This is a genomic window from Shewanella sp. 1180_01 (assembly GCF_052850535.1).
In genome coordinates this window covers 1-225 of sequence record NZ_VXCT01000231.1, presented here as the reverse complement: position 1 = coordinate 225, position 225 = coordinate 1, and the positions used below count along the sequence as shown (strand labels likewise).

The window sequence follows — 225 nt, the reverse complement described above, 5'->3', positions numbered from 1 at the left end:
CCCGAATTCAACTCCGAAGTGCGACACTCGGTAATTAAGCAGCTAATTGTCTAAACACAACAGCTGGCTGCTTAAACTTCAAACACTTCCTTGGCCTGTAATTAATTCTGTTCATCGCAAACAAGATCGTCTCATCGCTTACTGTTCTTAAATCAGTGCCTTTTTTAACATATTGCCTCAACAGACCATTGGCATTTTCATTCGCGCCACGTTCCCAGGAACTGT

General features: G+C 42.7%; 1 protein-coding gene. It reads right to left on the bottom strand.

Annotation, left to right across the window (positions count from 1 at the left end; genetic code table 11):
- Nucleotides 1–34: 34 nt before the first annotated feature.
- Nucleotides 35–225, bottom strand: a 191-nt coding sequence (locus tag FW758_RS24990; RefSeq protein WP_446446870.1) for a transposase, incomplete at its 5' end; no start/stop codon positions are given.